This is a genomic window from Halorubrum lacusprofundi ATCC 49239 (assembly GCF_000022205.1).
GTDB classification, from domain to species: Archaea; Halobacteriota; Halobacteria; order Halobacteriales; family Haloferacaceae; genus Halorubrum; species Halorubrum lacusprofundi.
In genome coordinates this window covers 36689-60828 of record NC_012030.1, presented here as the reverse complement: position 1 = coordinate 60828, position 24140 = coordinate 36689, and the positions used below count along the sequence as shown (strand labels likewise).

Here is a 24140-nt window from a genome sequence, read left to right as displayed (position 1 = left end):
TTTATCAGATCCCCCTGAGAAGGGTGCTCATGGATCGGAATATCTCGCGAATCCAAGAACACGGACTCCGTTCGGTCTGGGAAAACGAGGAGCGAGATTTCACAAGATGGTTGACGGAGAACATCGACCTGCTCGCGTCGGAGTTGGGAATAGAGATCGAGGACGCACGAGCAGAGGAAGCTGTCGGCGATTTCTCGGCTGATATCGTTGCACGAGAGATGAACACAGGTGAGACCGTCGTTATCGAGAACCAATACAACAGGACAGACCATGATCACTTGGGTAAGCTCTTGACGTACTCATCTGGGAAGAACGCCGGGTTCACGATGTGGCTCGCCGAAGAGTTCCGACCGGAGCACCGGAGCGTGCTCGAATGGTTGAACGAATCCGGGCCGAAAGGTGCGAAATTCTTCGCGATCAAACCTCGCGTCGTGAGTATCGAGGGGGCCGAGGAGCGTGGCTTCGAGTTCGAAGTCGTCGTTGAGCCCAACGAATGGGAACGAGAAGTTAGTACCGAGTCTCTTTCCGACTCCGAGCGCAGCTATCGTCAGTTCTTCACCGAGATGGTGGAGGCGTACTCTCAGAGACGTCCAAACTGGTACAAACTCAAGCCGGGAGCTCGGAGCTATCTAACGTTCAGCGCTGGTATTTCGAGGGTTCGATTTGGATGGGCGTTCCATCAGGGACCGGAATTCTCCGTTGAACTCTACATCTCCACACCGGATAAGGAACGTAACGAGGAGATATTCGAGGCGTTGAAACAAGAACAAACAGATATTGAGACGAATTTAGGCGTCGAGTTAGAGTGGGAACGCTTGCCCGAGAAACAAGCCTCTCGAATTAAACAGCCGAAGGATCTCGACGGGACGATCACCGAACTGACTACTGACCAGCGAAACCATCTGATTGAGTGGGGTGTAGATGCGATGGACGAATTCGAAAAAGAGTTCGAGCCCCGAATTTCCGCTCTCGGGTCCAGCTGACAACTGATTTTGACGATGTAACGACCTGCTACGTAGCGCCCTACACTCTATCGTCTTGTCGGACGCACCCCCTCCCCCTCCAAGTAGTCGCGTTAGATCATGCCAGTTCCGTCCGCTCAATCTGGACATCTCCCTCCGAAATCGTCAATAGCCAAGTCGAGGGATGATTCTCCTGAGTCGACGTGCTGATCTCCGCAGTCGGGCCAGTAACGAGTAGTGGCGTATCGTAGCCAGCTATCGAAGCGCGACTCCCGACGTGCATGTGCCCCGAAACGATCAGGTCTAGCCACTCATCAGCTCGGTCGAGAAACTCTCTGAGGTCGAGGTGGTTCGGATCGTTTCGGTAGATGGGTGACCCGCTCTCGTCGACCGCCGGATAGGGCGTATTGTGGAGGACAAGGATCGAGGTCAAGAGGTCCTCGTCAACGACAACCTCCGGCAGTGGTCCCAAGAACTCTCCAGCCCCGTAATCGAGCCCCGATATTCGGACGGTACCCTGTTCGAGAGTTATCGTTTGACCGCCCAGATGGATCCCGGGTCCTCGACGTAACGTCTCGTTACCGGCTTCGTTGTCGTGGTTCCCGTGGATGAAGTAGAAGGGAATCCCTGCGTCGTGGGTTCGCTGGATCTCCTCGTGAACGTGGTCTGTGTCCGCCTGAGTGATCTCGTGGTCGAACACGTCGCCAGCGTGGACGACAGTGTCGATGCCAAGGTCTCGAGCACGGGTGAGGCACCGACTGAACGTCCGTCTGTTGTCGACCGCTTGGGCCCACGGTGGCTTCGTGCTCGATGGCCGGTGCCGATACCCGACGTGTGTATCCCCGACGACGAGAAGCTGTAACGGACCTGAATCGGGTGTAACCCGTTGAACATCAAAATCCACGTTGCTATGGATACGCAGTTCGGGGCCGGAGGCGTCGCTGTATCGCTTGGCTCGTCCGCCCGTGATCGCGTACGTGGCACCGACCTCCCACTCGACCGTTACATCGTGTTTCTTCTAGGTAACGATCCGTAGCTCCACCCCCTCAGCATCGGTTGCGATGAGTTCTACGTCTCGAGGAGACACTGGATCGGTTTCGACCTCGCGGACTGTCACTTCTAACGGACCGGTTACGGACTGATTGTGCCGAAGGCCGCTACTGGTCCCCACAGATCATGCCATTCTCAGTACTTCACAAAGCCGCTTAGTTAGAACGTCTGCTTGCTGAAGGTGTGTCTAAAACCAAACAAGCAGACGGTGAGATCCACGAGGACCAGCTTCTTAACTTTCTCGTCAACCGCCTTGACGAGGAAGTTTCGCTCTCGTTAGCCAATAACGCTGAAATCACTGCTGAAGACATCTATGAGGTCCTCGTCGGCGCTTGCGCCGACGGGACCTCTGTCTCTACGCTCTGTGCGTCGAGCCAGAACTCACCCGCTGGGAACACGGTCCTCTACCATCTTCGGACGAAGTTCGAGCCGGAACGGCTCGAACGAGTCGCTAACACGCTCCTGCGAAAGGATCTCGATGAATTGCTCCCCGAACAGGTGGAGGTCTGCGCAGACCTCCACCTGCGGCCCTACTACGGTGACGAAGACGACACAGACGGCCTCTATCACTCGGTAGCGAAGCGTGGAACCACTGCGTTCCACGCCTATGCCACACTCTACGCGCGTGTGAAGAACAAACGCTACACGCTGGCGGTACGCCGTCTCAAAGACGGCGATACCGCAAGTAGTGTCCTCGCTGAGTTCTTCGGTGTCCTCGACGGCCTTGACGCCGGGGTCAAGGCCGTCTACCTTGATCGCGGATTCTACGACAGTAAGTGTCTCACGCTGCTTCAGGCGCACAATTACGCGTACGTGATCCCGATCATCCGGTGGGGTGAGGCGATTCAGCAAGAGCTCTCGGAAGGATGGAGTCGCGTCATTCAGCATGATCTGACGGGGAAACTCGACGGTCACAGCTGGACCGTCGATTTTCCCGTCTACATCGACTGTACGTACCTAAATGGGAAGTATGACGAGAACGGTGTGGCGCGTCACGGCTACGCCGCTGACGCGCCGTTCATCGACTCACCACGGGACGCTCGATACCACTACTCGAAACGCTTCGGTATCGAGTCAAGCTATCGCTTGTTTGAGCAAGCGATAGCGACAACGACAACACGAGATCCAACGGTACGGCTGCTGTACGTGGTGGTGAGTCTCCTCTTACAGAACGTCTGGCGGTACCTTCACTACGAGTATGTGGCGACGCCCCGCCGAGGCGGGCGTCGCCTCTGGTGGTGGCCGTACAAGGAGTTCGTCAATATGATTCGACGAGCTGCGTGGACGGCCCTCGCGGTGCGTCGGGCCGTCCCCGCGAATCGGCCACCTGACGACCGATTCCACCGCTAACCACCGACCGAGCAAGCCAGCGGAGTGAGTGGCGACGCTGTCGCGTCGGCGGCTGACCGCCGCCGACAGCGACAGCTCTCCGTCGATCCGTCCGTAATTCTCTCGTCGAGACCGTCAGTACAACCGCTTCGACACAGAACTCAGGCCGCAGAAACAGCTAGCCGAGGATGCTTTGTGAGGTACTGAAGGTGGGGGACTGAGTGACAGTCTTCAATCGCCACTCCATGAGTATACACTGTTCTGCTGGTTGAAGTCGAAGTGAGCATCTCATACTCCCATTCTGTGGAGCAGGTATCGCCGGTTAGACACTCATTGCAATCTGTCGGATCAAACAGCACTTGTTCGAGTTGATTGAGAGCGTCAGCTGGACCGGTGATGCGGTCAATTCTCCAGAGACTCTCACTCGTCACTGAGAAATTAACCGCTTTAGAGATTAAACGTTCATTTTCACTGAATGTGTCCATGACGGGGTCGACGTGCGGCTCATAGAGAAGTTCGATCACGAGCTCGCGCATGTGGCCATGCCTCACTATATGCCCTGTATGTAAGGCGGTTGCGTCTGGCCAAGAGGTCAGCTAGAATGGACCGCACAACAGTAGCCGTATCTCGCATATTGGTTGGTCGACGTTGCCACACCACCTCCATGCCATCGACGGTCTCTGCCTGCGTGGCTACAACATGTGCACAGTAGGCAGATTCACTGAGTGGCTGGTTCAGCTGTTTTGGGTAAAACAATCGAAATCGTCGCGCTAAACGCATCCTCTTAGTAGAGCATTGAGTCACGTAACCGCCTTGTTCAAAACTCGAACAACACCAGAGTCAGTCGAGATCGATCCCAGCCTCTCGGAGTTTGTCGGCTTCCCACTGTTGACGCTCTTCGATGAGTTCTATTCCCAGTGGCGTGAGTTCATACAGATTCGTCCGACCGTCTTTTTCCTCCTTGCTGAGCAGCCCCTCCTCAATGAGGTCGTTAAGATTGGGGTAAAGGCGTCCATGATTCACCTCAGTTGAAGAATACTCTGACAGCTCAGAACCTATTTCCAAGCCAGATGGCTCGTTGAGTGCGGCGACACAATATAACAGATCCCGCTGAAAACCAGTTAGTTCGTGCATTGGTTGTATTTCTGATTTGGTTGAGGTAAATAATGCACGGAACTCAGTGAAAGCACACGATCACACGTGGGCACTGAACCACTCCGGAACACCCGTATACTCTGCCCAACACCGCTTGTGACACGCCTCGCCACGGGCGTTCGGAATTGCCCGGTCAAGGTCCACCATCTCGCCACAAAGATCACACTCAACCCGATGGCCCATCTGTCTCGTCTCAACGTCGAGGTCCTTTACCTCGATGTAGAGCTCATGGAGTGCACGGGGCGTCAGTCGAACCATCACCTTCTCACGGTCGTCTGAATCTCGTTTCTCGGGCGTGTACGAGCACCCAATCCTGCCCTTCTTCGCCGTCGCCACCAGGCCCTAACGAGATTGTCTGGGCGAGTTCATCGGGAACGTAGTGCCATTCGGTGTCCCCTGAACCGAGGGTAATGACCCTCAGGACGTGGGTTCTCTGGGTCGACATCGTCGTTAGTCATACTCGGATAATATGGTCGTAAACTTGCTCGGTCGTCTGGATACTCCGGTGCCGCAGTCGGTTCCGAACGTCGTAGAGAGTGTTCCCCTCCTCAGCGTTCATCATCCGGTAGGCGACACTGTGGCGGAGTGCGTGAGGCGTTACGTCGCTCGGCTCACCGCGAGTACCGTCGACCAGGTACGGCTCAACACCAGCCTCCTCGACGACCTTCGAGATCGCGTTCCGAACACCCTGGGTAGTAATCCGGTCGCTCGACCGCGAGGGGAACAACGCGGGTGAGTCCTTCCACCTACTATTCAGGTACGACGACAGCAGCCGAGACACGTCAGCAGACAGCTCTAACGTCGCCGGCGCAGGTTCGTTGTCGTTTGGGTAGTCTTTCTGGATCTCGGTTGGCACATACAGCGCGCTGTTACCCTCTCTGAGCATATCCACGTCGACGGCCACCAGTTCGCCGACCCGGAGCCCGGTGTCGTACATGAGGCCGATGATCGCCTCGTTTCGCTGCTGGAGGTAGTCGGCACCAGTCGAGTAACACGCCGAGCGGAGATCGTCGACTTGGTCGGGAGTGAGCCACACTTTTGCGCGAACTTTGGAATCTACATTTTGAGCCATGTGATCGAACTCTCTTTATATATTAACCATCCGCTACAGCCCCTTAACTTTGGAGTCTACATAGAAACTCCAAAGTTTGGCTTAACAGTTAGCACACAAACAGTATTGAACGGTAGTTATGTTTATTTTCAAGATAATTGCACCGTAGAAAATTATTTATCTTGTTAATCCTAACACAAAATGCCGAGAGAGCTGGGGGCACCTTCACGGGGGCAAAGTCTCTCTCGGCGATTCGATTACCGTACTAGAGATTAAAAGTGTACCCCCAAAACAGTTTTAAATGATAATAGCTATCATAGCTACTGTTCAGTATATAGCCCCGATATCAGGGACACATATCGAAAAGATAGTCCCAAATTAACGTCGAAGGCGAAAGCCGAGGGGGGTGGGGCGAAGAAACCACCTCCCTGGGGGAAGTAGAGTTGTGGTGGTGATGGGGAATAATCAATGTCACCCGGGCAAAGGTGTGTTATTGATTTTCCCCATGACCGAGTCTAAATGCCCAAGAGAGATTACTAATCTTTCTAATAGGTATGAATAGCTACCAGTTGTCATTAATCACGTGCGAGATACGCGTGTTCCATCTTGCACAAGACGTTCTGATAGAATCCGTATGAGTTAGTTGGTCACACCCGTGATCGAGCCATGCTAACCGCTAACTCAGTTTAGGACTCTCCTCCAAAGTTTGTCTGAAAATTAGCGACGACCTAGTTCGACGAGGAGTTTGAGAGCAGTTACTCGCCTGACCCGTCATACACCCAATCCACTCCCAATTCCTTGATTGAGTAGAGAGTTTTCGTTCGACCGGATTTACAATATAAAGAATGGCACTTTTCATTTAGAACGATAGGCACTACCTTTCCGTTGTGGCTGAAGCGTGGCTGTCTTGTGATTGAGATTCCCTGACTTCCCCAGAGGAGAAGCAGAGACAACTTGCTTTACTTAGAGGGTGTATGCAGCACCAGTTTCTGGTTGATTCGGCTGAACCAGCCGATATTATGCACGGCCTATTGTTTGAATCTTCCAGCGTTGTCTGTCGAACTCACATGCCATGAGAACTCACCAGATGCAAATACAACACCCCCCAAGACGTTGTCGTACTCTCGATTAGACGGTGACGGATTGAATGGAATCCGCCCGCCTGTCTCGGGAACGATGCCATCGAGTGTGAACTCAACTAAGTAGTATACCGATTCTGTGAAGATATTTCTGAACGTCTGTGTCTCACCGGGGGCAACTGACGATGAGGCTGTCAATTCTCGTTGTTGAGGCGGTGCGGTTACCTCACCGGAAACGCTGTATCCATCAGAGTTCGTCTCCGATTCAGTACCAATGTCTATGACCGAAATTCCAATGACGTGTGGGAGGTTGTCTTGATTCTCGAACTGGAGACTCCCGGCGGGGATATCGTCATTTTGAAAACTAGCACATCCAGCAAGACCAGACATACCGAGTGCACTGAGCGATGCGAGGAGGGCACGACGATGCACATTTCTACGTCACATTGTCAATTTTAAATGTCTTCTGCTGCAAGATATGCGCTCGCAGTCTTGCACAGCACGCTCTGACAGAACCCAGACAGTTTTGTTGGTCACGTCCCGTGATCAACCCATGCTAACTGTTAAGTCAAACTTTGTATTTTGTAAGAAGACTCCAAAGTTCGATGAACTAACGTCGATAGAAGGAGGACAGGATCGGGACATAGGTGCTCGCATAAATTGTCAGCTGAACAAATTGATATAATAGGAGCGTAAGCCATTTAGCTCAAAATTGAAAAATGTCTAAGATGAATACGATTCGATTGGACTCTAATTGGTGGTACGGGGTTGCGATTCCGCCAGTCCTAGAACTCGTCGGTGGGGGTGGAATTCTAGTTGCAGGGAGGCTCGGTCTTATCCAAGATGGTGCAAACCCACTCACTATTCTTGTACCCGGATTCACGTTATTGGCTGGGTTATTTCTGATTCCAGTCTTTGCTCTGTGTCTCTTTTTTGACGCTCGTGCCGTCAATCAGAGCAACACCTCGTGGAATCCACGACCGGTGTTCTGGGGAGTCGGCAGCCTACTCCTACCGCTAGTCGGTGTCATTGCGTTCTCATACTCGCTGTTGGTGCCAATTGCGGCAGTCTATCTCTACCGGCGGTTCTCATCTACATCTATCGTGACCGACCTGACTGCAGATAATGATCCAGTGATCGAGATCGATAACGAAGATGATTCCACCAACGAACCGAGTGGCCGCGTCTCGAACTGGTGGTATGGTATTGCAGTCCCTATTGTAGCGTACATCGTGTTTCTTGGTGCCGTTCTGTTACTCGGTATTATTCAGCCGGATCAGGTGCAGCCAAGATCTCGCTTCGCTTGGCTTTCACTCGTTATCACGGTCTTCACGGTCTTGGCGACCTTCGCACAATTCGTGCTTACACCGGTCTTTTCGCTCTCCTTGTATCTCGACCAGCGGCGAGTCCGCGCGAGTGACGCTGTCGACTGGCATCCGAATCAGCTCGTTTGGCCCGCTATCGCACTCGTCCATCTAATATCGATGATCGTGACGCAGGCAATGTTACTCTCGCTTGCGGGTGGAATTGTGTATTTGTGGCGGCGCCATGGACATATCGGCCGTCCATGATACCACTCTCGGTTTGAGAGAGAATAGTCGGTATTCATCTAAAAACAGCTGTCAGCATTGGGTTGCGAGATATAGAGGCAGAGTATAGCAATTGACCGTATTTGAGCAGAAGCACGTCGAAACACTATTTTATTTATTGTGGGGTTTTATTGGACGGAATACATAATATCTGAATCGAAATATATGAAAAACAACCGGGGAGTCACACCAGTTGTCGGTGTGATCTTGATCGTTGCAATCACAATTCTTCTCGCGTCGGTCATCGGTGTGTACACAGTGGGAATCACGGACGACGTGAGCGAGAGGCCTACTTATTCTGCCCTAGAATTGGATTTTGAGGAGGAACCCGCTTCACAACCCGACTACAAGAAGTTCCGCTGGCAGATTGAGCTTACACATACAGGCGGTGAAACCGTAGATGCCGATGACATCATTGTTCATCTTGACCACGGAGATCAGAGGGTCACTGGAAACCTCAATAAGTCGTTAACCGCCGGTGAGACCGTTGAGTTAGTAGTGGTTCACAACAACCAAGATAGCAATACGATTCCAGATGATCTAGACTGTGGTGAGGTCAATGTGGCATGTCGACTGGCTGGTAACGAAGGGAATTTTCCAGACGACGATCAAATCCAACTCCGAATGATACACGAACCATCGAATACGATACTCTATGAGGAAATGATAGGCATTTCAGGGAACTATGGAATATTCAATGGTGACCCGAGCGATATCGATATAACAAATGAAACACTGACATTCGCGTGACGACCAGAAACAGTGCTGATAGTGTTCTAACGATTCACCTTAGCAAGTGTTGCATCCGCGCTCGCAGTCTTGCAGACGGAGCCCGGAGAACACCAGTATCCGGACTACTCCATTTCATATCGAGCTACTGATCGCTGCTCACACGACGGACACACATTCGTTCCAGGTTCTACCGTCGACCCGCAGCGTCGACATTCAAACAGAACCTCACCGTGGGTGCTGCCAAACAGACGCCTCAACGGTCGAAACGGTGGAAGCTTCATTATCGACAGACAAACCAAGCAACTATCATAAATCTACAGGATAGTTCACGTCGCTCTACGGAGTAGTCGTCCACTAACCAGCACAAAAGGGGGAATGCCACACAGAGTGTGGACACGACCACATAGTAAGCGGTCGGGTCCCCGCTGACGCTTCGGCCCTCCAAGACGAAGCGTATCTCAACGTTCTAACTCGGAGAACATAATTGTATTCCTGGCTGTGTGGCACTCGAACTCGAATCCAGAACTATACCCTATCATTTTCCCGTCTCACCATGTACTGACCCCCACCAATGCCATTCTCTGGAATCTGGCACACAATCCTCGACGAAATCGACGAGGTCCCACCTACCGCTACCTTCCGAACTCCGCTTTCTGACAAGCCATTCCGCATCGAAGACGCCCAAGAACATCGCCTCCTCATCGCCTACCGCGACCAAGAGACGACCATCCCCCTCAAACGCGACCAGTTCGAGACCCTCTACGACCGAGTCTCTGATTCTCCACAACCCTTCGATCTAAATCGACTCCCGGCTGACGCCGAACCCTACGCCACCATCCTCTCGATTCACCCACTCTTCGAGATCGACCCACGCGACGGCGTCTTGAAACCCACCGATTCACCTACTCCCTCTTCGCTCGTCGACGCCGACCTCACTGTCGAAGGCCAAAACCCCGAACTCACCCGTGAGGAACCTGATCTCCCACTCTATTCGGATTCCTTACTCCTGATCGATGCCCTCGAACGCTACGAGCCGACCGATCTCGAAACCATGGAGACCGCCGAGTTGGTCAATCTCTATACGCTTTGCTCGGATGTCCAGCGCAATGCCGACGATCTCCGCCAACAGATCCGTTCGCTTCTCTTAGATCGACTCCACCACGACCAACCCGTCTACGGCCAATATGGCTCTGTTCAGCGCACCAGTCGACGTAATCGAACGCTCAAAGACGACGAAACGGTCCTCGAAATACTCGAAGACCAAGGGATTGATCGAGAGCGTGTCACCACCGTCGACAGATCCAAAGTCGATGAGGCACTCGAAGTGACTGACCTTTCGGAGTCGGACCTCTACGAGATCGACGAAAGCCAGTACGTCCGCAAGGCCGATGTCGACGAAGAACGCAAGGAATCGCGGCTTCAGGGCCTCAAAGACCAACTCGCCGCTGTCGACGAACCACAAACGGAGGAGCTCCAAGACGAAATCGAAGAGCTCGAAGCCCGCATCGAGGACCTCACCAGCTTCAGCTCCGCTAGCGAAGTCGACTGATATCACTCTTTGCTGAACGAGAAGAGTAATGAACAGGAGTAGACAGACCACAAGCCGGTGGTAGGGCGGCTTCAGGTTGAATCTCTGTCCTCAGCCGACTCTTCGGTCGACCGAAGCGTATCACGGAGCCGTTCGGTGTCTTGCTGCAGTCTCTCTTCGAGACTCAAAGACTCTTCATCCGCGTCGACGGCTGAAGATGAGTCATGAGCTGACTCGCTGTGAAGAGCCGAGAGCTGTTTTTCTGCTAACTGCCGCTCTATCGCTGAAACGCCATCTTCCGTGAGATGCTCCAACTGCGTGCTGCTTTCGTCGCTTTCCAACTCTCCCAGTTTCTTGATTGCGGCTTCTCTTCGATATGGGTCTGCATCCGAACGTGCTGCCAACTCGTAGAGGGCATCTTCACTCTCCGGTAGTTCAGGCGCGTTATCCATCTCACCCAGTTCTATGGCTGATCCCTACTTGGGGTTTTATTTTTACCGAAACTCACCAAGTCGATGAAATCAGTGATATTATGCTGTACAGACAGCTATCTCGTCGTAATGCCGACAGCTGACCAACCTAAAATCACGACCACCGCAGAAATGTGGGACGTTGTCAGCGATCAGCCTCCCAGCGCGAAATTGGTTGTCAAAGTTCTCGAATACAATGGAACGCTCACCCAGTCTGAACTCGCAGACAAAACACGACTCTCATCACGAACTGTTCGACACGGGTTGACGAAACTCGAAGAAGCCGGTGTCGTCGTCTCTGAAATCTCACTCTCTGATGCCCGGCAAAACCTCTACTCTCTCAAAATTGATCCGTGATCTACAACTTCAGTTCTCGTAATCAAGCCGTTCTACAACTTCCCCGAATGCAACGGTATCACGGACCGTCTCTATGTATATTCGAACACGGTCGCCCACCTGTGCACCAGGAACGATCACCACAAATCCACGTTCCACACGTGTGAGTCCATCACCCTGATCACCCGTCTCTGATATCTCGACTATCCGCTTGTCTCCTTCACTTACCGGTGGGTCCTGGATCTCTCCGTCTTCCTGAGAGCTACCGGATGATTCTCTCCCTACAGATGACCTTCCGGTCGACAACAGTGCAACCTGATGGATCTCCTCTTTGTCGACAAACCCCTCAGTGACCTCCTCGTGTGGAACTTCGATCACGTACGTATCTGCTGTCTCCTTGACGGCTGCTGAAAACAAACAGTTGAGTTGCTCAGATATTTCCATTGCCCGACCTATCCCTCAATTCCTCGCCCCTTACGTATTGCTGTAACGTGTTCATATTACCATCATAAATTATCCAATTGAAATCCGTAATCTCTGCCGACTCCTCGGTCGACCGAAGATGGTGAGATTTCTGCAGTATTCGAAAGCCCGGAAGTGGTGAAAGGGCGACGGGGTGGTGGGATACCCCAGAGGTGGTTGATCCCTGAGAGCCAGTGGATCAACCACCAGTTGCTAGTCAGTATTCTAAATAAAAACTGTTGATTTGATATAATTACGACAAAACCGACGGTTGGTACTCAGAGGGTCAGTCAGGACTTTCAGACGCTGTAGCGCCAGATTTTCGCTTATAGAACGTAGCCAGAGTCGCTGCCACAGTAACAACCACGACGAGTTTCTTTCGTCCCATATCCCGATATTCGTCCGTATCCACTAATCTCTACTGTTAGACCGGGGAGATCGACATAGATTCACACTCATCCAAACTCTGTTGATCCACAGATTCAGGCAACTGCCCAATCCGAACCGCAGTTTCCGATGCTGTTGCAGCCTCAGCACTCTCAATCTCGCCTTGATCTGCATACGCTCCCCACAGGAATGCCCACCACCTCGATAACCGACGATGTCGTCCAAACAACGCCTCTATGTCGTCGTCTGGACTGATCGGTGCTAACCCACTCATATATACCTCTTCTAACTCCGGAAGATCATAGTGCGTTATGTAGTGACAGAGGACTCGACTCCCAATATCACGGGCGAACTCTGCGTCGATGATCGCCGTATCTGGCTCTGGTTCTCCAAACGGTTCTTCCCGGTGACTTTGGGGACTCCACCACGGCTCTAAGTGGGCTTCCCAGCGCCGTCGACCCTCAGATTCGGTCGGCTCGATGATATCCCACGCCGCTAGCTCGTTGATATACCGGTCGTAACTGCTTCCAGAAATCTCGGCAGCCTCAATAATCTCTGACCGTCCCATCGGCTCGTCTGCATCAAGCAGTGTTTTCAGGAGTTTCGTCGCTGTCGGCGGCAGCTCCGGCAGTAACCGGTCTGCTGGTAGTTGTGACAGCCCGTAAGCGATATCTCGAATACCGATGAAATCGAAGGTTTGAGTCGACCGAGCAATGTGCAGCATTGCTTCGGCCACATCCGATGGACACGCTCGGTGTGGTCGATCAGTAGTTCCTAACACCCGAAGGAACAGCCGAACCAACCGCTCCAAGTCGTCGTTTCGCTCATGGATATCGCCTCTGTGGGATACCTCGTAGCCTTTCGCTGTCGCAAACTCCTCGACGAGTTCACGGGTTGCTGTATAGGTGTTCGAAATCTGGACGGGGATCTCCATCACCGGTGCCGCCTCCGTTCCATCGGCGATGGCCTCTCGGATCTCACTTGCTTCCCGTTCGATTGCCTGCTCGATCTCCGGTTTGAGATCCGTCATTGTCGGTCCCGAAAACACCCATGAGGCGGTCAGATGCATTGCTGGATCTGAACGGTCGACATCGTATGGCAGCCGCTTTTTCAGCTTCTCTTCGCGGTCTTCCAGCAGCATTCGGTATCCCGAGTGAATTCCGTAGACTGACTGCTTAGGAACGGTGTAGCGAGCGAAATTCAAGAAGTCATCGAGGCGCTTCTCATCCCGGATCAACATCCCAGTATCCGGCATTCGGATGTTGATCGTCACGTCGACGCCGATGGCGTAATAGAGCTGTGTTGCCGAAGCGATCAACCCATGCAGATCACGGAACAGTTCAGTCCGCGCTTCGATATCGTCGCTGTTGGTGAGTTCACCGACCTTCTTTAGACAGAGACTTCGGACGGACCCAATACGATCTTTCCAGTCGTCGTACTGTTCTTCGTCTTCGCTAAACCAGCCAATCTGGTGGCCCCAACGGATGATATCGCCTGCCTTCTCGTCGAGTTTCTCGACGATTGCGTCATCGATGGCTTCGAATTCATCACCGAGAGCAGATGGAGTCAGTATCTTACTCAGCGCTTTATCGCTCAGTAAGGCTCCCGCAATACGTCCCAACGTTGGGAGGGGGCCGCCCCACTGAGACATAACGAGCAGATCGTCGTCGAAACAACTGAGATAGGAGATGCGACCGTCGTCAAACTTCGCGAGCCGGTCGTCAACGAGGTTTACTCCGCGATTTCGGCGGCCAGCGGCGTATCGGTGGTGCATTCCCCATGCGTCGAGGATCTCAGAGGGGCCGTTGAGCCACTGGACGTAGCTGTCGCCGTTGGTGGGGGAGCCCGTTGCGGCCATCCACTCCTCGGCGGTTGCTGTCGGAGGTGTCCCCTCCCCTCCTTCCGTGCTTGCTTGCGCTCTATACACTGTACCTGCATCGGACTGAGGGGTCGGCGTAAGAGCCGTCTGCAATCTCGACTGGGAGGGGTGGACCGTCCGGTAATCAGCGGTCAGAAACTCCTCGACAGCAAGCTGGCCAAGCGACGTGAGAGAGGCACTGTTGTACTGTCCAGAGCGGTCAATAGAGGCGAGACCCAACTCTTCGAGGTCAAGGACGTAGCGGCCAACAGTCCCCGGTGTGACGCCGATTTCGTCGTCTTGTTTGAGGTCCCGATAGTCGCGTGAGCCGTCGACTGGGAGATTCCCAAGCAACCGGAGACGTCCAGAGTCTTCTGGGAGCTCCTGCAGTACTTCCCACGCGCGTCGACGGGTCGTCGCTGATGAGCGACCAGCCGTAGCCACTGTTTCTTGTGTGGACCTATCAGCACTCTCAGTAAGACCCAGATGTGTATCGTACCACGTAGAATACCGTCGACGGAGATGCTGGTCTAGCCCAGGCGAAATAACGAGACGAACATCGAAGGCTGACCCGAGGACTGCAATTGCAGCGAGAGCCCGTACACCAGTTGACCGGTCGTCGAGGTCCGTCCAGGACTGCCCATCGAGGATGAGCGTAATGGGCTGTGGAGCCTCGTCGAACTCACTGTGAAGTGCAACGGGGCCTTTAGCGAGTGCTTCGAGGCCACCGTTGAGTGGACCTTTGCCAGTCCCGATCTTGGTCAGTGCAGTGTCGATATTTTTCTCACGCTGCTGGTGGTAGTTCGATAGTTCGTCGGTCGACTGATCGTGGTACTTGACAGCGCGATTAAATAGCGAATGGAGGTATTCGACGGCTTCAGCCTCATCATCACTCCACGTGTCGGTCGTCGACCCCCATTCTCGATGCGTGACCCCCAAGGTATCGGCCTGCATTTTGCCCACCAGCGAACCGTATCGCCCGTCCGAGAGGATTCCTGGATCAGTGTGAGCAATGTATTCTCGAAGAGTTCGAACACTGCTTGGGAGGAGTTCGTCGAGCAGCCCTGGAACCCACTCAGTAATTCTTGGAGAGACATCACTGACAAGGATGCCAGCTGTCGAAAGTGATCCATCAGGCGCAACCTGCCGAATATCGGGGTGTCGATCTTGATTATTGGGTTCTGAGTGCATGGAGCCCGCCGTATGGTGAAGCGGACTCTGTGGAGATCGACCTACAACCAGTAAGGGCCGAAAGGAATTTGAACCCGAACGTCGACCTTACTGGTAGGAGCATACCGTCACACGCTCCTCGTAGGATCATATCCACTGATCCGCTTCGGGATACTACGAAACGAAATCCGGGATCGAGCGTAGGAACTTTGGCCCCGGATTTTCGTTTGGAACAATTCTGGTGAGTCATAACTATCGGCTTGTGGTGAGATTAACGTCGGTTTCTACCGTTGATCTTGTGTATTTTGACATATCTGTTGCAGTTGCACTATGTTCCTCACACAACACGTAGTGAGAGATACAGCAGTGGCTCACTGAAGGCAAACGCTTATATTCATCCGAGAAGAAGCAGTAGGTGTCCAACCAGCTGCCTTCTCGGTTATTTATTTTCCTTAGCTGTTGGCTTAGCTTGTGAGATGGAGTGACTTAAAGTATTGCCTAGTAGTTCGAAACTCCGGTCGACAGCACCCACCTGTGACTGATATTAGTTCAGGCTCAGAGAAATCGCTCTACATACGAACTCTCTACTCAGACAGTGTCAAACGACCCAATAACCTCACCGGTGGTAAACACCGAGACGAGGTCCTGTTCGTTGAAATCTGAATCATCACTCCAAATTGCTGCTTCACAGCCAAGAGCACAAGCAACATACAGAACATCATCTGGATCAGCCTCACCAATTGCACTATCGGCCTGATCGATATGCTGATAGAATTCGCTTGCGGGCACTGTCTCAATATGATCAAACAGTAGATCGATAAACTGTCGTACCCGGTCTAGGTCCATTCCTGACTTCTCGACGATGAGATCCTCGTAGCGTTCTATCTCATCGTGAACAACTTCTGGCGTCAGAAGATCAGGCTCTAGCGTAACGATGAGTTCCCGTGTTTTTGAATCTGAGATGAGAGCTGAGATAACGACATTCGCATCTACAACCAGTTTCATTCGGTAGTCTACTCCGACTCTTCTTCAAGGCGCTGGCGTGCGCTGCCGTTGATTTTCGCAGCTATTTCATCCACATCCTCATCTCCTAGTTCACTATCTACTGTGAGCTCATCCATCAATTCAAGCTTCTTGATTTTCTCAGAGATTGCTTGTCGAGTTACCTCACTCCAATTGATCTCAGGGTGGTTCTCCATCCGCTCTTTGAGTTCATCATCGACGTTGACAGTGATAGTCGGCATACAGAATACTATGTGAGCACAGAATACTGTGTCTTTCGGTGGCGATAGCTACGGGACAGTTTCGTCGATTGTGATATCTGCTTATGCATATGGTCGACAGCCAATCAGAGCCAATCTGGCTGACGAACAACTCTCGTTAGTAGATAGTACTAACGTTGGAAACAAAGCCACTTGACAAGCGAGGTGATCGGTTGAGGTCGACACACACATCACCAACAGAAAGAGAACGAGACCAGCAGAACAGATTGCTCTACTTAGAGACTAAGTATAGCAATCCAGGTTAGTCGGTAGATGAGTGAGTCCATTATTCGTCTGAGTGCTTGGTCTCGATGTCCGTTACCTCAAAGCGTGCACCCCCTTCGTCGCTGTCAGCCACCGAGACAGTCCAGCCGTGGACCTCAACAATTTCCTTGACGATTGCGAGCCCGAAGCCGGTTCCGTCGCGGTTCGTTGTAAACCCAGAATCGAAGACGGCTTCGCGTTTTTCCTCGGGGATGCCCGGGCCGTCGTCTTCGACGTAGAAACCATTATTTTCGAGAGCACCGACCCGGATCGTCACGTCGTCACCCCCGTGTTCGATGGCGTTGCGAAACAGGTTCTCAAAGAGTTGTTGGAGACGGTCAGGATCGACTGCGAAAGTAAGGTCATCGTCAACGACCAGCGCCGCGTTCTTGTGGTCGACCATCTCCCAACAGTTCTCAACGATGGCTGCCAGTGACACCACCTCACGGCTATCGATTGCTTGGCCCTGTCGGGCCAATACGAGCAAGTCATCGATCAAGCGTTCCATTCGATCAAGAGTGTTGGATAGGGTCTTCGCCGAGGTAACGACTGTATCAAGGGTCTCATCAGACAACGGTTCGTACCCGTCGTCAGTTTTCGTGGCGTCAAGGAGTTCATAGATGATCTCACTATTACCTTGGGCGACGTTGAGCGGGTTCCGGAGGTCGTGGGAAACCATACCAGTGAACTGTTCAAGACGGTCGTTTTGGGCTTCGAGCCGCCGTCTGTAGCGTTCTTCATCGGTCACGTCACTCAACACAAGCAGCAACCCGAGCTGGACGTTGTTTGCACTAAAGGAGTTTCTCGTTGGTCGGAAGTACTGTGTCTCGTCGCAGTTGGTATATTGATAGACTTCTCTATTCCGTGTCGTGGCTGCGAGCTCCGGGCAGACTTCGGCAAGCGGTTCATCAAGACGGCCTTCGAGTGCTGGAAATAGTCTTGCCGCGCTCCGATTGAAATCACGGATCTCATCATCATCGTCAAGGACGATCACGGGATCATCGTACTGACCAGCCAACTGAATAGTCCCGAAGCGGTCCGTATAGATGAACAGCACACCGACCGCAAAGACGGCGACACCAAGAGCAGAGTAGCCGATGTTGACAAACGAGTTGCTAATAGCTCCTAAAATATCGAGGATGACTGGCAGGGCCGTTAACCCAATGAGTGCGACGAACGGTCGGGTATCGTAGTCGACCTGGGTGAAGAGTTCGAACAACATGAAAATGCCGACGACCGCCAGCCCGTAGGCTACCCCCATCGCCAGCCAGTGGAGGATGCCGTGATTGATCATGAGGTGGGTAAACGGCTGGTCGACCATCATCGACGTGAAGTACAGCCCGTGGATCGGGTTCGTGAGCTTGACGGCAACGATGCCGAGATAGACTCCAACAGCGACTTGCTGATAGGTAGTGTTGTGATGGAGCGACCGTCCCGTGTAGGCTGAACAAAAGTAGAGCCACGGGCCGACAGTGGCAAGGCCAACAACAAGACCGACCAAGTAGAAGACATATTTGAGATCCGGTGTTGGAGCGATGAGATAGGCGACTTGAAGAAGAGCCCAGGCTCCACTTGTTGCAAGGAGTGCGATCAACCCGTTCCGCGTATCGTGTTGGTTGATCTGCTTGGTGCGGAAGATGCTAGCAAAGCAGATTACTGCGGCAGCTACGAAAACGACAATGTACAACTCAAACACCGGGAGTGACGCTTGCAATTGACTGGTGGCTGTCTGAAGTGTAGTCATTGCGTTATCAACTCCAGACCCTATTCACCAGAGGATTCTGAAGGCACTTCACCAGCATGGAGTCGGAGCTCAATACACGTTCTAGGATCGTCATTGTGTAGCTGCAGATCGCCGTTCAGGCCCTCAATAATCCAGTAGACGAGCCACAATCCCAGTCCTTGGCCATGAACGAGCGGCGTCTCTTCACCAGTTGTCAGTACCGACCGCTCGCTGGGCGGCAACCCGGGGCCGTCGTCAAAAATCCGTATTGCAACCCGATCTTCTATCGTCGTTACTTCGACTGACACCTCTGGATAGTCTCCCGCGTGCTTAGCGGCATTATCGAGTAATTCCCAGACAGCCGTTTCCAAACTGAGGGTACTCTGCGCCACTATCTTGCTGGGCATTTTCACCGTGATATCTGCGTCGGGATATCGCTCGGTGATTTGGCTGGCCGCACGCTCCACCATGGGTGTGATATCCATGGGCTCCAGCTCAGGAGCGAGGTCCATATTCTCACTTAGCTTGCGAGCCGACTCAGAGAGCTGTGACAGTCGGTCGCTTGTCCTGTTAATTCGCTCGGCCAGCTCCGCGTTCTCGCCAGACAACCGTTTTTCGAGGACCTCTGAAAATCCGCCGATGACGTTCATATCGTTCCGGAGGTTATGTCTGAGGACACGATTCAGAACGTGGTTCAGTCGTTCGCGGTGAAACCGTTCAGTTGCTGCTTTTGCAGCCCCTTGAACACCGACGATATCAGCGGTTGTTCGGTTTTCTTTCGGAACGGTGCTCTCGTAGATTGGGACCTTTCGAACATCTAAGACGACTTGGTCGCCTGTCTTGGATTCAACGACAAGATATTCTTCTTCGACGGACTGACCAGCTAATGCTTGTTCGTAGGTCTCTGTTGCTAGCTCAACGGAGGCGTTATCTGGGAGTAACAAGCTAAACGGGCGATCAACGAGTTCCTCTGGTGTGTAGCCCAAGAGATCTTCTGCAGTATCTGATATAAACGTGAACTGTCCGTCAGTATCGATACGGAACACTAGATCGAAACTGGCATCGATGAGGGCCCGCTGCTCTTCTTCTCGTTCATCAAGACGAGCTTCACGCTCTTCGAGTTCCTGTTCGTAAGTCCGTCGTTCAATCGCGTTTCCGGCCAGATGAGCCAGCAGTTCCACGAAGTGTGTTTCAGCATCACTGAACGTAGTGCCTCGTTCTTCTTTATCGGCGAAGCAAATCGTCCCGTATGGTTCGTTGTTAACGGTCAGTTTAGCACCGATGTACGTTCCCAAATCAAACGTCTCGATGGCTGTCTCAGAAATCGCTGAAGACGCATTCGCGTCTTGAACCGCCAAGGGACTATCTAATTCGATAGTCCGTCGACAGTAGGCCTCATCAAGTGGACAGGTTCCGCCGGGCTGGATGAGCGGGTGGTCTCCGACTGCCTGTATGATTTCTTGGGTCCCTTGGTCAATCCGTGTGAAAAATCCAATAGACAGATCAAGATACTCAGTACTTCACAAAGCCGCTTAGTTAGAACGTCTGCTTGCTGAAGGTGTGTCTAAAACCAAACAAGCAGACGGTGAGATCCACGAGGACCAGCTTCTTAACTTTCTCGTCAACCGCCTTGACGAGGAAGTTTCGCTCTCGTTAGCCAATAACGCTGAAATCACTGCTGAAGACATCTATGAGGTCCTCGTCGGCGCTTGCGCCGACGGGACCTCTGTCTCTACGCTCTGTGCGTCGAGCCAGAACTCACCCGCTGGGAACACGGTCCTCTACCATCTTCGGACGAAGTTCGAGCCGGAACGGCTCGAACGAGTCGCTAACACGCTCCTGCGAAAGGATCTCGATGAATTGCTCCCCGAACAGGTGGAGGTCTGCGCAGACCTCCACCTGCGGCCCTACTACGGTGACGAAGACGACACAGACGGCCTCTATCACTCGGTAGCGAAGCGTGGAACCACTGCGTTCCACGCCTATGCCACACTCTACGCGCGTGTGAAGAACAAACGCTACACGCTGGCGGTACGCCGTCTCAAAGACGGCGATACCGCAAGTAGTGTCCTCGCTGAGTTCTTCGGTGTCCTCGACGGCCTTGACGCCGGGGTCAAGGCCGTCTACCTTGATCGCGGATTCTACGACAGTAAGTGTCTCACGCTGCTTCAGGCGCACAATTACGCGTACGTGATCCCGATCATCCGGTGGGGTGAGGCGATTCAGCAAGAGCTCTCGGAAGGATGGAGTCGCGTCATTCAGCATGATCTGACGGGGAAACTCGACGGTCACAGCTGGACCGTCGATTTTCCCGTCTACATCGACTGTACGTACCTAAATGGGAAGTATGACGAGAACGGTGTGGCGCGTCACGGCTACGCCGCTGACGCGCCGTTCATCGACTCACCACGGGACGCTCGATACCACTACTCGAAACGCTTCGGTATCGAGTCAAGCTATCGCTTGTTTGAGCAAGCGATAGCGACAACGACAACACGAGATCCAACGGTACGGCTGCTGTACGTGGTGGTGAGTCTCCTCTTACAGAACGTCTGGCGGTACCTTCACTACGAGTATGTGGCGACGCCCCGCCGAGGCGGGCGTCGCCTCTGGTGGTGGCCGTACAAGGAGTTCGTCAATATGATTCGACGAGCTGCGTGGACGGCCCTCGCGGTGCGTCGGGCCGTCCCCGCGAATCGGCCACCTGACGACCGATTCCACCGCTAACCACCGACCGAGCAAGCCAGCGGAGTGAGTGGCGACGCTGTCGCGTCGGCGGCTGACCGCCGCCGACAGCGACAGCTCTCCGTCGATCCGTCCGTAATTCTCTCGTCGAGACCGTCAGTACAACCGCTTCGACACAGAACTCAGGCCGCAGAAACAGCTAGCCGAGGATGCTTTGTGAGGTACTGAGACTGTGTCGTACGCTGACCCGGTGCTAATCGATATCGTCTCAACGTCGTTGTCCTCTAGTTCCGGATTGACATGGTACTTCAACGCCCATTTGACGGTAGCGATGTACTCTAACAGTGTTTCGACCGCATCTCCATCATCTTCACCTGCACCGAAATACGCGAGAATGCCGTCTCCTGTGTTCTTCTCAAGTTTCCCATCGAAATCACGGACCAGTTCCATGATCTCAGGGATGAATACGTTCAGCATGAACAGCGTGTCCTCGTCGTCATTTCTACTCATGTAGTTGCTGAAGTCGTTGATATCGACGAAAACAATCCCAAGACGATATTTCTTTGCAGAATGGATTGTGAGCTCTTCTAACGAGGGATTAGTTCGGCCCCGGGGGATATCTTCAAGTCGTTCTTCGACGGTCTCTGCTCTCTCCCCAATTCGTTCGATAATTTCCTCTTGATGAGAGTCCGGGAAATTCGGCATTCTGTTCTCTGACGGTTCTTGTCGGAGGTTTGTATAGTTACGCGAAGCGTGGTGAAAGTATACTCATCGTCCTGAGAGCCTTAACGCGAGTATCTGCTTGAACGGTGAGTTCCGCGATTTCGTCTCTCTGGGTCTGTGTTCCGTCCGTATCCCTCCAGAGTGTGATGACGCGCTTGACTATACCGGCTGTTCGCGGTGTATTGACAAAAGCACCTGTGCCGTCTGGTGGGTTCGATTTCAGTGGAACTCGGTCATGATTGTTGGAGAATCTCTTCATGCCATGAATTGAATGGCTGTGTGAACTCGGGAGATTCGATCCATTCCTCCGTCATCGTCGCTTGGTGAATGTAGCGTTCGCTGCTACCAACGTCAAATACTCCTCTCTCAACGCCTTCTTCTCGTATGATTAACATCGGAAGTTCAAGCATAAACGCCATTCCCGCCTCGATATGATTCCACGGGGTAGGAAGAGAGAGGTCATTCACTTCGGTTTCCTGTTCGGTCCCAGATTTCTCAATACCATCTCTCAAATGAATCTGCTCTAATCCCACAATCATCGCACCCTCACATTGCTCCATCAGTTGCCGAACTCCTTGGATTGGTGTTCGGTTCGGATAATCCGTCTGCCCTAGCGAAACGGGTCGCAGATCACGTCGTACCATCCGGTCATCCAGATGTTCCAAGAAATTCTCCTGTGCCTCATTCCTGGAACTAGGCCGGCTAACGAAGACCTTGCGCTCACTCATTACTCATCACAGTCATTACATAGATAAAAAGGTCTGTTGAGACTCCGCTGTCCGAGTTGAACACGGACTTTGGTACCTACATACAAAATGATCAAGTACTGGTCGTCGGATTACCCTTGGTTTTGAGGCGGATTATTCCACTAGCAGAGTTCATCCATGCCGAGCAATCGCATTCACGATAGATCGCTGTCGCCAGCCTACAACTTCATCGGCAGCTTCCCTCACTGACTTAGGAAGACGCTCGTTCCCATGTGGTTGAACACCAATAACGGGTTTCTCAAAGTGCTTGGCCAGTTCAATTTCCTCTTCAATCCACCCGCTGTACGAAACGTACATGCCTGAAAGGACCACGACCACATTCGCTTGGCCAACCTGTCGATAAAGTTGTTGTCGGAGGTCGTTTGCATCTTCGAATTCCAGGGGTTCATCCTCCGGGACGCTGAAGTTCTGCCAATTGAGCCGTTCTTCAGAGTCAAGGAATTCTTCAATACGTTCACGCTGTTCGGAGTACTTCCACGAGTGGCTGACAAAGACCCTGTACGGTCGATTCTCCAGAGGTAGACGAGGTTGAGTGGTTGTACTAGGCTCCTCTGTTGAAGATTCAGCTGGAACCAGGCTACCTAACCCCTGTACCCCCTTGTACGCCACACCACCGGCTAGGATAGCACCTAAAATGAGTTCTGGAGCATCGTACCAGATGTAGTGAAGAGGGTCATCCTGAGGGTCGAAATCGGCTTGCCCTCCTTTCCAGTTTGCATACCCGGCAAGCAAGTCTTTCCCGAGACTAGCCAAGTCTGGATTTTCCTCCTCCGCAGCCTGAACCGTGGTTGTATTTTTGTCTATAGGGATAGGTCCGTCAGAAGTGCCTCCGGACAGACCAGCAAACGAATCAGCCTCTTCGATTTCCTCAAAAAGGGAGTCCACGTCAAGGCTACCGGCTGGGCTCTGTACTTCCACGGTTGGAACACGAGTGACAGGGTGGTTTTCGTCTGATGTCACAGATATTGTATCATAATCCAACCACATAAACTCTCCTCTGGGGGAAGGCCAACTTCGTCAGATTGCTGCTTTATCGTCCGACACACATAGAGAAGAAAGTTCAGAGACATCGCATCCCAAACGTTGAAATTGATTCACTTGATGTACTCGGGTAATGACCGTTGACGTGAACGAGATCGAATTCAGTGCTGAGCGTAGTGGATATGATCTATTCATCTCCCACTCCTGGAAGCACAATAGCGATTATGACGGACTCATTGAGTTGCTCGACGACAAAAACCACTTCTCCTACCGGAATTATTCGGTGACAAAGAAAGAGAAAGTGGAGGGCAAGTCAAACCGAGCGCTCAAACGGCATATAAAGAACAAGCAGATCAAGCCAGCCTCAGTCGTTATTGTGATTGCCGGAATGTACTCGACGTATAGTGACTGGATCGGCAAGGAGGTTCGAATTGCGGAGGAGCTTGACAAGCCGATTATTAGTGTCAAACCTTGGGGAGCAGAGCGGACATCATATATCACAAATAAAGCCGACGCCACCACGGGCTGGAATAAAACACCAATCGTACGTGAAGTTCGAGATCTTGCACCCTGACGG

General features: G+C 52.6%; 23 protein-coding genes and 1 pseudogene. 8 read left to right on the top strand and 16 right to left on the bottom strand.

What is annotated here, in order from left to right:
* The first annotated feature begins 29 nt into the window (after nucleotides 1–29).
* Entirely contained in the window at nucleotides 30–983 is a 954-nt protein-coding gene (locus HLAC_RS16160; RefSeq protein ID WP_012660056.1) for a DUF4268 domain-containing protein, read from the top strand.
* 97 nt (nucleotides 984–1080) lie between these two features.
* Here the strand turns inward: HLAC_RS16160 and HLAC_RS16155 are convergent, their stop codons facing one another.
* Nucleotides 1081–1866 carry a metallophosphoesterase family protein gene (locus HLAC_RS16155; protein ID WP_079892137.1) on the bottom strand — a complete coding sequence of 262 codons (786 nt, stop codon included), beginning with the start codon at nucleotides 1864–1866 and terminating at the stop codon, nucleotides 1081–1083.
* A gap of 329 nt (nucleotides 1867–2195) precedes the next feature.
* Here HLAC_RS16155 and HLAC_RS16150 point away from each other — a divergent pair, with 329 nt between their 5' ends.
* Nucleotides 2196–3362 carry an ISH3-like element ISHla1 family transposase gene (locus HLAC_RS16150; RefSeq protein WP_009486633.1) on the top strand — a complete coding sequence of 389 codons (1167 nt, stop codon included), beginning with the start codon at nucleotides 2196–2198 and terminating at the stop codon, nucleotides 3360–3362.
* Between the two features lie 140 nt (nucleotides 3363–3502).
* Here the strand turns inward: HLAC_RS16150 and HLAC_RS20080 are convergent, their stop codons facing one another.
* The 5 genes and pseudogenes from HLAC_RS20080 to HLAC_RS18980 all read right to left on the bottom strand — a co-directional run bounded on the left by HLAC_RS20080 (nucleotide 3503) and on the right by HLAC_RS18980 (nucleotide 7058).
* A complete protein-coding gene (locus HLAC_RS20080) occupies nucleotides 3503–3826 on the bottom strand; it encodes a transcription regulator (protein ID WP_422652239.1) in 324 nt (107 codons plus the stop codon).
* Between the two features lie 355 nt (nucleotides 3827–4181).
* Complete coding sequence (locus HLAC_RS18280) at nucleotides 4182–4475, bottom strand: helix-turn-helix transcriptional regulator (RefSeq protein WP_012660053.1); 294 nt, start codon at nucleotides 4473–4475, stop codon at nucleotides 4182–4184.
* Between the two features lie 60 nt (nucleotides 4476–4535).
* Nucleotides 4536–4954 (bottom strand): annotated as a pseudogene (locus HLAC_RS16140) (DUF8161 domain-containing protein).
* Nucleotides 4951–5568, bottom strand: a complete 618-nt coding sequence (locus HLAC_RS16135) for a tyrosine-type recombinase/integrase (RefSeq protein WP_049933910.1) — start codon at nucleotides 5566–5568, stop codon at nucleotides 4951–4953. Before HLAC_RS16135 ends, HLAC_RS16140 begins: the two are co-directional and overlap by 4 nt.
* 1007 nt (nucleotides 5569–6575) lie before the next feature.
* Nucleotides 6576–7058, bottom strand: coding sequence for a hypothetical protein (locus tag HLAC_RS18980; RefSeq protein WP_141104829.1), 483 nt, complete (start codon nucleotides 7056–7058; stop codon nucleotides 6576–6578).
* Between the two features lie 296 nt (nucleotides 7059–7354).
* Between HLAC_RS18980 and HLAC_RS16130 the strand changes: the two genes are divergently transcribed.
* The 3 genes from HLAC_RS16130 (at nucleotide 7355) to HLAC_RS16120 (ending at nucleotide 10496) form a co-directional block, all read left to right on the top strand.
* Nucleotides 7355–8197 carry a hypothetical protein gene (locus tag HLAC_RS16130; RefSeq protein ID WP_141104830.1) on the top strand — a complete coding sequence of 281 codons (843 nt, stop codon included), beginning with the start codon at nucleotides 7355–7357 and terminating at the stop codon, nucleotides 8195–8197.
* Nucleotides 8198–8380: 183 nt separating this feature from the next.
* Entirely contained in the window at nucleotides 8381–8965 is a 585-nt protein-coding gene (locus HLAC_RS16125; protein ID WP_012660051.1) for a type IV pilin domain-containing protein, read from the top strand.
* A gap of 553 nt (nucleotides 8966–9518) precedes the next feature.
* On the top strand, nucleotides 9519–10496 hold the full coding sequence (locus HLAC_RS16120; RefSeq protein WP_012660049.1) for a DUF7983 family protein: 978 nt from the start codon (nucleotides 9519–9521) through the stop codon (nucleotides 10494–10496).
* A gap of 71 nt (nucleotides 10497–10567) precedes the next feature.
* Here the strand turns inward: HLAC_RS16120 and HLAC_RS16115 are convergent, their stop codons facing one another.
* Entirely contained in the window at nucleotides 10568–10927 is a 360-nt protein-coding gene (locus tag HLAC_RS16115; protein WP_012660048.1) for a hypothetical protein, read from the bottom strand.
* A 108-nt stretch (nucleotides 10928–11035) separates the two neighbouring features.
* Between HLAC_RS16115 and HLAC_RS18275 the strand changes: the two genes are divergently transcribed.
* A complete protein-coding gene (locus HLAC_RS18275) occupies nucleotides 11036–11302 on the top strand; it encodes a winged helix-turn-helix domain-containing protein (protein ID WP_079892152.1) in 267 nt (88 codons plus the stop codon).
* A 9-nt stretch (nucleotides 11303–11311) separates the two neighbouring features.
* Here the strand turns inward: HLAC_RS18275 and HLAC_RS16110 are convergent, their stop codons facing one another.
* The 6 genes from HLAC_RS16110 to HLAC_RS16085 all read right to left on the bottom strand — a co-directional run bounded on the left by HLAC_RS16110 (nucleotide 11312) and on the right by HLAC_RS16085 (nucleotide 19861).
* Complete coding sequence (locus HLAC_RS16110) at nucleotides 11312–11725, bottom strand: TRAM domain-containing protein (RefSeq protein WP_012660046.1); 414 nt, start codon at nucleotides 11723–11725, stop codon at nucleotides 11312–11314.
* A gap of 442 nt (nucleotides 11726–12167) precedes the next feature.
* Complete coding sequence (locus HLAC_RS16105; protein ID WP_012660045.1) at nucleotides 12168–15179, bottom strand: hypothetical protein; 3012 nt, start codon at nucleotides 15177–15179, stop codon at nucleotides 12168–12170.
* A gap of 567 nt (nucleotides 15180–15746) precedes the next feature.
* A complete protein-coding gene (locus HLAC_RS16100; protein WP_012660044.1) occupies nucleotides 15747–16163 on the bottom strand; it encodes a PIN domain-containing protein in 417 nt (138 codons plus the stop codon).
* Between the two features lie 8 nt (nucleotides 16164–16171).
* Nucleotides 16172–16402: a hypothetical protein gene (locus HLAC_RS16095; protein ID WP_012660043.1), complete on the bottom strand. Its 231-nt coding sequence runs from the start codon at nucleotides 16400–16402 to the stop codon at nucleotides 16172–16174.
* 304 nt (nucleotides 16403–16706) lie between these two features.
* The gene (locus tag HLAC_RS16090; RefSeq protein WP_012660042.1) at nucleotides 16707–18428 is read right to left on the bottom strand and encodes a sensor histidine kinase; all 1722 of its coding nucleotides are present in this window, start codon (nucleotides 18426–18428) and stop codon (nucleotides 16707–16709) included.
* Nucleotides 18429–18448: 20 nt separating this feature from the next.
* Nucleotides 18449–19861 (bottom strand): ATP-binding protein, encoded by a 1413-nt coding sequence (locus HLAC_RS16085; RefSeq protein WP_241211174.1) that lies wholly within the window; start codon nucleotides 19859–19861, stop codon nucleotides 18449–18451.
* Nucleotides 19862–19967: 106 nt separating this feature from the next.
* Here HLAC_RS16085 and HLAC_RS16080 point away from each other — a divergent pair, with 106 nt between their 5' ends.
* On the top strand, nucleotides 19968–21134 hold the full coding sequence (locus HLAC_RS16080) for an ISH3-like element ISHla1 family transposase (protein WP_009486633.1): 1167 nt from the start codon (nucleotides 19968–19970) through the stop codon (nucleotides 21132–21134).
* A gap of 114 nt (nucleotides 21135–21248) precedes the next feature.
* On the opposite strand, the gene HLAC_RS16075 is transcribed toward HLAC_RS16080, so the two are convergent.
* From HLAC_RS16075 to HLAC_RS19685, 3 genes are all read right to left on the bottom strand, one after another.
* Nucleotides 21249–21797: an adenylate/guanylate cyclase domain-containing protein gene (locus HLAC_RS16075; protein WP_241211168.1), complete on the bottom strand. Its 549-nt coding sequence runs from the start codon at nucleotides 21795–21797 to the stop codon at nucleotides 21249–21251.
* 251 nt (nucleotides 21798–22048) lie between these two features.
* The gene (locus HLAC_RS16070; protein ID WP_012660041.1) at nucleotides 22049–22543 is read right to left on the bottom strand and encodes a hypothetical protein; all 495 of its coding nucleotides are present in this window, start codon (nucleotides 22541–22543) and stop codon (nucleotides 22049–22051) included.
* A gap of 150 nt (nucleotides 22544–22693) precedes the next feature.
* The gene (locus HLAC_RS19685; RefSeq protein WP_241211167.1) at nucleotides 22694–23542 is read right to left on the bottom strand and encodes a TIR domain-containing protein; all 849 of its coding nucleotides are present in this window, start codon (nucleotides 23540–23542) and stop codon (nucleotides 22694–22696) included.
* Nucleotides 23543–23696: 154 nt separating this feature from the next.
* Between HLAC_RS19685 and HLAC_RS16055 the strand changes: the two genes are divergently transcribed.
* Nucleotides 23697–24137, top strand: coding sequence for a TIR domain-containing protein (locus HLAC_RS16055; RefSeq protein ID WP_012660039.1), 441 nt, complete (start codon nucleotides 23697–23699; stop codon nucleotides 24135–24137).
* Nucleotides 24138–24140 lie beyond the last annotated feature (3 nt).

Excerpts from the sequence above, each read along its gene's own strand:
- HLAC_RS16125 (WP_012660051.1), top strand. The coding sequence starts at position 8,381 with ATGAAAAACAACCGGGGAGTCACACCAGTTGTCGGTGTGATCTTGATC.
- HLAC_RS18275 (WP_079892152.1), top strand. The coding sequence starts at position 11,036 with ATGCCGACAGCTGACCAACCTAAAATCACGACCACCGCAGAAATGTGG.
- HLAC_RS16055 (WP_012660039.1), top strand. The coding sequence starts at position 23,697 with ATGACCGTTGACGTGAACGAGATCGAATTCAGTGCTGAGCGTAGTGGA.
- HLAC_RS16130 (WP_141104830.1), top strand. The coding sequence starts at position 7,355 with ATGAATACGATTCGATTGGACTCTAATTGGTGGTACGGGGTTGCGATT.
- HLAC_RS16160 (WP_012660056.1), top strand. The coding sequence starts at position 30 with ATGGATCGGAATATCTCGCGAATCCAAGAACACGGACTCCGTTCGGTC.
- HLAC_RS16110 (WP_012660046.1), bottom strand. The coding sequence starts at position 11,725 with ATGGAAATATCTGAGCAACTCAACTGTTTGTTTTCAGCAGCCGTCAAG.
- HLAC_RS16135 (WP_049933910.1), bottom strand. The coding sequence starts at position 5,568 with ATGGCTCAAAATGTAGATTCCAAAGTTCGCGCAAAAGTGTGGCTCACT.
- HLAC_RS20080 (WP_422652239.1), bottom strand. The coding sequence starts at position 3,826 with ATGGACACATTCAGTGAAAATGAACGTTTAATCTCTAAAGCGGTTAAT.
- HLAC_RS16105 (WP_012660045.1), bottom strand. The coding sequence starts at position 15,179 with ATGCACTCAGAACCCAATAATCAAGATCGACACCCCGATATTCGGCAG.
- HLAC_RS16070 (WP_012660041.1), bottom strand. The coding sequence starts at position 22,543 with ATGAGTGAGCGCAAGGTCTTCGTTAGCCGGCCTAGTTCCAGGAATGAG.
- HLAC_RS16120 (WP_012660049.1), top strand. The coding sequence starts at position 9,519 with ATGCCATTCTCTGGAATCTGGCACACAATCCTCGACGAAATCGACGAG.
- HLAC_RS16095 (WP_012660043.1), bottom strand. The coding sequence starts at position 16,402 with ATGCCGACTATCACTGTCAACGTCGATGATGAACTCAAAGAGCGGATG.
- HLAC_RS16115 (WP_012660048.1), bottom strand. The coding sequence starts at position 10,927 with ATGGATAACGCGCCTGAACTACCGGAGAGTGAAGATGCCCTCTACGAG.
- HLAC_RS16090 (WP_012660042.1), bottom strand. The coding sequence starts at position 18,428 with ATGACTACACTTCAGACAGCCACCAGTCAATTGCAAGCGTCACTCCCG.
- HLAC_RS16100 (WP_012660044.1), bottom strand. The coding sequence starts at position 16,163 with ATGAAACTGGTTGTAGATGCGAATGTCGTTATCTCAGCTCTCATCTCA.
- HLAC_RS16075 (WP_241211168.1), bottom strand. The coding sequence starts at position 21,797 with ATGCCGAATTTCCCGGACTCTCATCAAGAGGAAATTATCGAACGAATT.
- HLAC_RS18280 (WP_012660053.1), bottom strand. The coding sequence starts at position 4,475 with ATGCACGAACTAACTGGTTTTCAGCGGGATCTGTTATATTGTGTCGCC.